The sequence below is a fragment of the Shewanella marinintestina genome (assembly GCF_023283845.1).
Taxonomy (GTDB): Bacteria; Pseudomonadota; Gammaproteobacteria; order Enterobacterales; family Shewanellaceae; genus Shewanella; species Shewanella marinintestina.
Genome location: NZ_JAKILC010000024.1, coordinates 45,796 through 53,216 on the forward strand (window position 1 = coordinate 45,796; position 7,421 = coordinate 53,216).

5 protein-coding genes and 3 tRNA genes are annotated in these 7,421 nt (G+C 41.8%); 4 read left to right on the top strand and 4 right to left on the bottom strand.

The window, feature by feature from the left end; genetic code table 11:
- Position 1 precedes the first annotated feature (1 nt).
- From L2747_RS19715 to rsgA, 4 genes are all read right to left on the bottom strand, one after another.
- Positions 2-3,187 carry a mechanosensitive ion channel domain-containing protein gene (locus tag L2747_RS19715; protein WP_249000685.1) on the bottom strand — a complete coding sequence of 1,062 codons (3,186 nt, stop codon included), beginning with the start codon at positions 3,185-3,187 and terminating at the stop codon, positions 2-4.
- 68 nt (positions 3,188-3,255) lie between these two features.
- Positions 3,256-4,134, bottom strand: a complete 879-nt coding sequence (locus L2747_RS19720; protein ID WP_249000681.1) for a DMT family transporter — start codon at positions 4,132-4,134, stop codon at positions 3,256-3,258.
- Positions 4,135-4,149: 15 nt separating this feature from the next.
- Complete coding sequence (gene asd, locus L2747_RS19725) at positions 4,150-5,013, bottom strand: archaetidylserine decarboxylase (RefSeq protein ID WP_249000682.1); 864 nt, start codon at positions 5,011-5,013, stop codon at positions 4,150-4,152.
- 161 nt (positions 5,014-5,174) lie between these two features.
- Complete coding sequence (rsgA, locus tag L2747_RS19730) at positions 5,175-6,239, bottom strand: small ribosomal subunit biogenesis GTPase RsgA (protein ID WP_249000683.1); 1,065 nt, start codon at positions 6,237-6,239, stop codon at positions 5,175-5,177.
- A 112-nt stretch (positions 6,240-6,351) separates the two neighbouring features.
- Between rsgA and orn the strand changes: the two genes are divergently transcribed.
- The 4 genes from orn (at position 6,352) to L2747_RS19750 (ending at position 7,303) form a co-directional block, all read left to right on the top strand.
- Positions 6,352-6,897 carry an oligoribonuclease gene (orn, locus tag L2747_RS19735; protein WP_249000684.1) on the top strand — a complete coding sequence of 182 codons (546 nt, stop codon included), beginning with the start codon at positions 6,352-6,354 and terminating at the stop codon, positions 6,895-6,897.
- Between the two features lie 114 nt (positions 6,898-7,011).
- Positions 7,012-7,087, top strand: a tRNA-Gly gene (locus L2747_RS19740).
- A 16-nt stretch (positions 7,088-7,103) separates the two neighbouring features.
- A tRNA-Gly gene (locus tag L2747_RS19745) sits at positions 7,104-7,179 on the top strand.
- A gap of 48 nt (positions 7,180-7,227) precedes the next feature.
- Positions 7,228-7,303 (top strand) — tRNA-Gly (locus tag L2747_RS19750).
- Positions 7,304-7,421: the final 118 nt, after the last annotated feature.

The following is a 7,421-nucleotide window of genomic DNA, read 5'->3' on the forward strand; positions in this document are numbered from 1 at the left end:
ATTAGCTTCTAATTAAGTTTTGGACGTCTTTGCTTTGGCTCGACGACAAGTGCACCTCAAGCTGAGGATAAGCGAGTACTAAATTATTTTCATTTAATTTTTTAGTGATCTGTTTGTGCAGCTTATGTTTTAACGGCCAGCGTGCGCCCATATCTTTAGCGTAAGCTCTTACTTCAAAATCTTGTGTATGTTGACCAAACCCTGCGAACCAAACTTCTGGTTCAGGTGACAATAGTGCATCATCACAGTCTTGTACGGCTTGATAAAGTGCTGCTTCAACACGTGCTGGATCAGAGTCTCTTGCAACTGATACATAGACAATGACGCGAGTAATAGGATCGGATAAAGACCAGTTGATTAGCTGCTCGGTAATAAAAGCCTTATTAGGTACGATGATCTCTTTACGATCCCAGTCAACGATAGTGGTGGCACGGATCTGGATCTTACTCACTGTGCCGGTGAGATCGCGTATTGTTACAGTGTCACCGATGCGTACAGGCTTTTCGAATAGGATAATTAAACCTGAGATAAAGTTAGCAAAGATCTCTTGTAGGCCAAAACCTAAGCCGACCGATAATGCAGCCACAAGCCACTGTAACTTCGACCACTCCATACCTAAGGTTGAGAAACCGCTTAAGACACCAAACAGTACAACCAAATAACGACTTACTGTGGTAAGTGCGAACCCAGTGCCTTGGCTTAGATCTAATCTCTGTAAGATGGTTAACTCAATAAGGCCGGGTAAGTTAGTCGCAATCATCATCGAGAATCCAACGATAATCAGTGAAAGCAACAACGACTTAAGAGTGATCGGGATCTGCTGTTCAATACCATTTACTGTGGTGTTGCTTGACCATAAAGTCACACCATCAAGCAGTGAGAATAGTGCGGTATGAGTTTGAGTCCACAAACCCACAATACTGGCTAAAAACGCGAGCAATAATAACGAGCGAACCAAGCCTAAAGACTGGCTAGAGATAGTTTCTAGGTCGACGATAGGTTCTTCATAAGTATCGCTTTGATCGCCAACACTGACTTCGCCTTTTTCACGTTGAGCCAGCAGTTCTGCACGTTTTGCTTTAGCGCGTTCAAAGGCAATACGGCGACGCTCAATAAGCATCCAGCGCTTTATCAAGTGATACAGCAGCAAGAAGCCTAGACCAAAAACTAAAGATAGTTGTAGCTGTAAGAACATTTGGAATGCGGTGTAGTAATAACCTTGGAAGGCTAAAACTGCACAGGCGAGTGGCATAATAATAAGCATCGCCCAAAGTAATTTCTGGATTAGCTTCTTATTTTTACTGTGCTCCTCAGTGCTCTGTTTATTCGACAGGCTTAGCATGTCTTTGTAAAACCAAAACAGCATCAAGCAAAATAGTATAAACGCGCCACGGCCTAAACTATTACGTACAAGCGAGGTATCTATTACTTCCGTAAAAGCCATGATAGCAAAGAATGGTGTTGCCATAATCGTAAATTTTTTAAAGCGATCTAGCCCTGATCTAACAAGTGATTTTGGCGCCTTAAAGTGGTTGATTAATAAGCCTCTATCTAATGCTAGCAAGAAGATGAAGCGATATAACTGGTACAAAATACCCGACGCCATAATCCCCATACCGATAGCGGAAACAAAATTATGACTTGACTGATAAAATATGCCGCCAGCCAACACGATAGGAAGGGGCTTTAGTAGACTGTAACCAAATGAGTTAATCAAAACGTGAAATGTATAAATAAACTTATCTTGGGTTACGTTACCGACAAAGGGCAATTCACGACGCATTGCCGACTTAAATTTAGGCGTAAGAATATCTTGGGCTAGCATGCTAATAACAAACAGGATTAACCACCAAGACCAAAGTGAGCTCTGTTCATCAAACGAGCTTTGCATTTGGCTCCAAGGTGCCTGCTGTAGCATCCATTGAATACTCTGATGTAGATCCGTGATCCACAAACCACCAATACTATTTGCATTGGGAACCCAGAAAAGGTGCTCGTTGAGTATGCTCTTTAAGGTTAGATATTGCTGGTTGAGCTGTTCGTAATTAACCCTCAGGTTAGCAAGTTCGCTAAGATACTGATCATAGCTTTGTAGCAGTTGTTGCAGCAGTAAGCCTTGTGACTCGAGTAATTTGCGTTGCAATGAGTTACCAACAGCTGCTTCAGTAGTTTGTTGGCTGTTTAGTGTTTGCGCTTGCTCGATTTGATAGCGCGCAAGGCGAGTATTTGCTATTTCACTTTGAACGGGTTCTTGGCTTGGTGGCTTAGGCAAAGCCTGTAGCATTTGCAAAAAACGCTCGCCAAATGCTGAGTTTAGTTTGATCCAGCCAATTTGCTGTTGGATAGTCGATAGCTGTTTAGCTTGAGTTTGATATAAGGCTTCAGCTTGTTCTTGTTGATTGAGGGTTGAACTGATCTTATGGTTAACTTCTTTTAAGCTTTCACCGTAAATAAGATTACTATCGCTAAGCTCTTGGGCGATAGGGTCATGATTCTTATCGCTAGGCAATAGACTTCCTGCGATCGCCGCTTCGGTTTGTGCTTGTCTTTTCTTTACTATTTGTTGGTTGAGTTGCTCAATCAATAACTCTTGTTGAGCGAGTTGCTCTCGAACAAGTTTTAATTGCAGCTGGTTTAACTCTATCTCTTTTTGGCTGCTTGCTAACAAGGCTTCTAGGGTTTTTACATGCTGCTGATAGAGTGCTCTTTGTGCCGTTACTATATCATTAGCAATTGTTTGCTCTTTGCTAATGCGGATCTTTTTATGCTTTAGCAGTGTATCTCTAGCTTCGACTAAGGCGTTTGGAAGTTCATTATGAGATTTTATCAAGCCATTAATTTTTTGACCTAGACTGATCTCTACTTCTTTTAATTCAGATAAGCGCAGATAAGCCAGCGAAGCTTGTTGATTGATATCTTGCTGTGATGAAGCACTAAGAGCTTGTTTAGCTTCCTCAATTTGTGCTAATAGATTTTGCTTATGCTCGGCATAATTACGCACTAAATCTTCAGCGTTTGTTGTAGTTAAAAGCAGATCACTCGTTTTATCTTGTAATAGTATTAGCTGTTCTTGTGGGGTTGATTCTGCATTCGTAGGAGAAAGCCCTAACCGTTTTTCAAGCTGAAGAGGATTAGCGTTGGCCGATAGGGTTAATACACACAGAACGAGCAATAAAAAACGATACATGATAAGAGTTTGAGCAAGCAAAAAAGACCTAGTTATAGTAGCCAAGTTATCTTGATAAATAAATCGCTCTAGGCAGTCTTTTTTACGCTATTTGATCTGTGACTTTGTTGAGTCTCGAATAGTGCTGTTGCCACAACTAATGTGCCGCCAATAACGGTTTTCAGGGCTAAATCTTCATTGAGGATAAGTAATGCAAGCACTGCACCGTAAAAAGGCTGTAAGCAAGAGACTAAACCAACGGTTTTTGCGCTTAATAGTCTTAATGCAGAAGTAAATAGTGCGTGGGGAGCAGCTGTAAAAACCACGCCTAATAAAATGATTAACCACCAAACATTTTGCTCTATGGTATTGAGTTCTACTTCCATCCAAGGTGCAAGAAAGAATACTGCAACAGAGGTTTGGTAAAACATTGCTTGCTGACCGCTATAGACTGAAAAATAACGTTTGTGGAGTAGGTTACGCGCTGTAAATAGCGCCGCGGATAAGATGCCGACAGCAATACCTAAGGTCACGTCGTTACCTAAACTTGCCTCAGGGATCAATAAAGACACTCCAATCAATACCAATATACCACTAACCACATCGGCTAACTTTAGCTTGGTTTTGGTGACTATAGGCTCGGCGAGTACAGTCATAACTGGATAGGTAAAAAAGGCAATCATACCTATTGCTACGGATGACAGTTGCATGGAAGCAAAGTACGTGACCCAATGAAGGCTTACAAGGACCCCAAGCCCAATGGCAATAAAGTAGTCTTTACCTACATTGAGTGATAAAGGTTGCTTACTGACTTTAACGATTAACGCAAGAACGCTGGCAGCAACAACACAGCGCAGTAGAGTAATATCTAGTGCGCTGAGGGGAATAAGCTTGGAAAATAAAGCGGTACCACCAAAGAGTAATACCGCGAAGTGGAGTTCTAACAGTCCTGTCTTTTTACTATCCATGCCTACCTTGAGAGATTAATCTTCGATTTTTGCAAAAGCTTGACCCATACGCGTCACACTTTTAGGTTCTACTCCATCGGCAAATTCATCTAATGCATCTTTTGCAAATAGCATTACTACAGTGCTTCCTAGTTTGAAACGACCCATTTCAGCGCCTTTCTCTAGAGTTAGTGCATTAGGGCCTTCAGTTGGGTAATCCCAAGTGAATACTTTTTTGCCTGTTGGAGGAGTAATGGTGCCAGCCCAAACAGTTTCAATACTCGCTACAATTGTTGCGCCAACAAGTACCATCGCCATAGGACCTATTTCAGTTTCAAAAATGGCTACAACACGTTCGTTACGGGCAAAAAGGCCCGGTACATTTTCTGCTGTTAGCGGGTTTACTGAAAATAGTTCGCCTGGCACGTAGGTCATCTTAGACAAGGTGCCTTTAATTGGCATATGAATACGATGATAGTCTTTTGGGGCAAGGTAGATAGTGGCAAAGTCACCACCTTCAAAACGCTTAGCATCATCAGCTTGATCGCCTAGCAGCGCAAGTGAAGAATAGTCATGACCTTTAGCTTGAAAAATACGACCTTCTTTAATTGGGCCTAACTGGCTGACTGCACCGTCAACGGGATGAACGATATAGTCATTGTCTTCGCAAAGTGGGCGCATACCAGGCTTTAATGCTCGAGTGAAAAAGTCATTAAATGTACGGTAAGCCGTTGCTTCTGGTTCAGCGGCTTCGCTCATATCAATTTTATATTGTTTAATGAACCAGTTAATTGCAGCCGTTGTTACAGAGCCCATTTCTGCAGCAGCAAGCTTGCCAACAAGACGAGAAAGCAAATGCTTAGGCATAATATATTGCAGAGCAATTTTTACTTTATCCAATTTGAATATCCTTAAATCTGTCACCTAACCTGTAGGTGCTATCTATTGTTTATGTTGCGACGCCCTCAATGCTCAAAGCCTTTGCTATTTAGGTGCAATGTTTATTTGAGGTTAAATAGAGCGCTGCTTTAACTATGTTTAAACTTTTCTTACCGCATAGACTATTCGTCTGGGCCGGCTCTAAAGTGGCGAGCGTGTCTTTGCTCGTCTAGGCTGGCGATAATACGATGATAGTTATTGTATCTATCCTCTGTTATTTCTCCGGCTTTAAACGCTTCGGTAATTGAGCATCCAGGGTCGTTTAAATGTTTGCAGTCTCTAAACTTACAAGTACCTAAGTAGTCTCTGAACTCAACAAAGCACCAGCCCACACGATCAGCCGGTAAATGCCATAATGCAAATTCACGTACACCTGGAGAGTCAATTAAATCACCACCAGTTGCGATATGTAGTAGCTTGGCTGTAGTTGTGGTGTGCTGTCCAAGACCTGAGTTTTCAGAAATATCACCGGTAATAAGTTCTGCATCTGGCATCATGGCGTTAATCATTGAAGATTTACCTACACCAGACTGGCCAACAAATACGTTCACTTTGTCATTCATTAATGCATGTAGTTGCTCAACACCTTCGCCGGTTTTGCTACTCACTCGATACACTTGATAACCAATGGCTTTATAACGTTCTAATGCAGCATCGATTTCAGGAGCTTCTTCAGCAGTGATCAAATCAACTTTATTCAAGATAATAACAGGTTCAATGCCGGTATCTTCAGCCGCAACTAGGTAGCGGTCAATAATCTGAGTTGTAAAAGCTGGTTTGACTGAGGTGACAATCAGAATTTGGTCGATATTAGAGGCGATAATCTTTACGCCATCATAAAGATCAGGGCGCGAAAGTTGTGAATGCCTAGGATGCACGGCTTCAACAATACCTTCGATACGGCTAGCACCAGACTCACTGGTTAATGCTAAACGCACAATTACCTTATCACCGGTTACTAGGCTTTTAATATTGCGACGAATATTACAGCGAGCAAGATGGCCTCCGTCGGTTTCGACATCAGCATGCTGGCCGAAACGGGAAATAATGGTGCCTTGCTGCTCAGGTCCTAACGTACTGTCTTGTAAATCAGTCGTTTCGCCTGCATCGTGGCTCTGTAATTTCTTTTTTTGGTTGGTCCGCATTCTGCGTAATTGACCATGGCTTAGCGGTTTCTTTTTACTCACGTATTAGTCTTCAATGATAAAGGTGATTTTGTGTTGCTTAAAAAAGCAGTATGATACACGGTCTTAAACAAAAAAGCCTGAATTTAGGCTAACAGGAATAACAGGTCGCATTATGGCTATAGATGAAAACAATCTGATTTGGGTCGATTTAGAAATGACAGGGCTAGAGCCTACCGTTGATAAGATTATAGAAATGGCCACAATCGTGACAGATAAAGAGCTAAATATTATTGCCCAAGGCCCTGTTATTGCGATTCATCAATCTGATGAACAATTAGCGTTAATGGATGACTGGAACCAAAAACACCACGGTGAATCAGGTTTAGTTGATCGTGTTAGAGCAAGTACAGTAAATGAAGAGCAAGCAATTGCAGAGACTATCGCATTCTTATCACAACATGTGCCAGCAGGTGCTTCACCTATGTGTGGTAATAGTATTGGTCAAGATCGTCGCTTTTTAAACCGCTATATGCCAGAGCTTGAGAATTACTTCCATTATCGTAATATCGATGTGAGCACGATTAAAGAGTTAGTTCGTCGTTGGCAGCCAACCGCAATGGATGGCTTTAGCAAAAAGAATACCCACCAAGCTTTACAAGATATCGAAGAATCTATCGCCGAATTGCAGTTTTATCGAGCTAAAGTATTTACTATTTAACCGATCAGTCAGATTATTTGAAAGAAAGGGTTGCAGAGTAGGGAAATTTTCATATAATGCGGCCTCAACTTTTCGCTAAGCACCAACTTAGTGATTATTGATAAAAGTTGAAATGCGACATTAGCTCAGTTGGTAGAGCGATACCTTGCCAAGGTATAGGTCATCGGTTCGAACCCGATATGTCGCTCCAAATTTTAAATTGAAATGCGACATTAGCTCAGTTGGTAGAGCGATACCTTGCCAAGGTATAGGTCATCGGTTCGAACCCGATATGTCGCTCCAATTTAACGCTTACGGGAACACCAAGTCTGGTAAGTAAAAAAGTTTTACGCGACATTAGCTCAGTTGGTAGAGCGATACCTTGCCAAGGTATAGGTCATCGGTTCGAACCCGATATGTCGCTCCAAATTAAAGCTTATGGGAACACCAAGTCCGGTAAGTAAAAAAGTTTTATGCGACATTAGCTCAGTTGGTAGAGCGATACCTTGCCAAGGTATAGGTCATCGGTTCGAACCCGATATGTC

Excerpts from the sequence above, each read along its gene's own strand:
- orn (WP_249000684.1), top strand. The coding sequence starts at position 6,352 with ATGGCTATAGATGAAAACAATCTGATTTGGGTCGATTTAGAAATGACA.
- L2747_RS19720 (WP_249000681.1), bottom strand. The coding sequence starts at position 4,134 with ATGGATAGTAAAAAGACAGGACTGTTAGAACTCCACTTCGCGGTATTA.
- L2747_RS19715 (WP_249000685.1), bottom strand. The coding sequence starts at position 3,187 with ATGTATCGTTTTTTATTGCTCGTTCTGTGTGTATTAACCCTATCGGCC.